The following is a 1,415-nucleotide window of genomic DNA, read 5'->3' on the forward strand; positions in this document are numbered from 1 at the left end:
GGCCCACCCGGTGAAGGCCGCCGCCACCGCCTGCGCCGCCGCCGTCCTGCTGCCGCTGGCGCTCGTCATCCTCCTCACCGGGCAGAACTCGGCCGCAGGCACCGGCTCAGAGCTCGCCGGGGCACCCACCGCCGAGGCCAAACGCGACATCCCGCCCGCGTACCTGCGCTGGTACCTCGACGCCGCCCAGACCTGCCCCGGCCTGCCCTGGAACGTCCTGGCCGCGATCGGCAAGATCGAATCCGACCACGGCCGCTCCACCATGCCCGGCGTCCAATCCGGCGAAAACCACGCCGGAGCCGGCGGCCCCATGCAATTCCTCGCCCCCACCTGGGCCGCCCACGGCGCCGACGGCGACCACGACGGACACAAAGACCGCTACAACCCCGCCGACGCCATCCACGGCGCCGCCAACTACCTATGCGCCAACGGCGCCGGCAAAGGCGGAAAACACCTGCGCCGGGCGATCTGGCACTACAACCACGCCGACTGGTACGTCCGCAAAGTCCTCGCCCAAGCCGCCCGCTACGCCGCCCCCACCGCCACAGGCCGCGGCGCCACCGCCGTCAAAGCCGCCCTGCGCTGGCTCGGCACCCCCTACTCCTGGGGCGGCGGCGGACCCTCAGGCCCCACCTACGGCATCGCCCACGGCGCCGCCATCAAAGGCTTCGACTGCTCAGGCCTCACCCAACACGCCTGGGCCCAAGCCGGCGCCCGCATCCCCCGCGTCGCCGCCGACCAATACAACGCCGGAACCCACATCCCGAGGAGAGCGCTGCAGCCCGGCGACCTGCTGTTCTTCGCCAGCAACACCGACAACCCCGCCACCATCCACCACGTCGGCATCTACTACGGCCACGGCCGCATGATCCACGCCCCCCACACCGGCGACGTCGTCCGCATCGCCCAATTCACCGGCGACCCGCACCGTGAACGCCAATACATCGGCGCCACCCGGCCCGCCACATCGCACACCACCGACGCCTAACCGGAGGCACGCCCTTGCACCCAGACCACCACCCCAACAGCCACCACCGACCGGGCCGGACCCGTCCCAGCAGAAACTCGCACCCGCCAGGCAAGCTCCCAGCGAAGAAGGCGAAGAAGAAGCCGTCCTGCGGGCCGATCCGCGCCTTCAGCTACGGCGGCGGCTGGCAATCCACCGCCGCCCTCGTCCTGGCCGCCCAAGGCCGAATCGACTTCCCCACGTTCCTGTTCGCCAACGTCGGCGACGACTCCGAACACCCCGCCACCCTGCGCTACATCCGCGACCACGCCGCCCCCTACGCCGCCGCCCACGGCATCGACCTGCGCGAACTGCACCGCATCCGCCGCGACGGCACCACCGAAACCCTCTACGGCCGCCTCACCCGCGAAGGCTCCCGCTCCATCCCCATCCCCGTCCGCATGAGCAA

Annotated in this window: 1 protein-coding gene and 1 pseudogene; both read left to right on the plus strand. The window is 71.6% G+C overall.

Features of this window, described 5'->3' with window-relative positions; all coding sequences use genetic code 11:
* Positions 1–988 (plus strand): bifunctional lytic transglycosylase/C40 family peptidase (locus E1266_RS39775; RefSeq protein ID WP_243719381.1); only part of this gene is annotated, 988 nt, incomplete at its 5' end.
* Positions 989–1,002: 14 nt separating this feature from the next.
* Positions 1,003–1,415, plus strand: a pseudogene (locus E1266_RS37260) (hypothetical protein); the annotation flags it as partial.

It is taken from the genome of Actinomadura sp. 7K534 (assembly GCF_004348575.1).
In the GTDB taxonomy this organism is placed as follows: Bacteria; Actinomycetota; Actinomycetes; order Streptosporangiales; family Streptosporangiaceae; genus Spirillospora; species Spirillospora livida.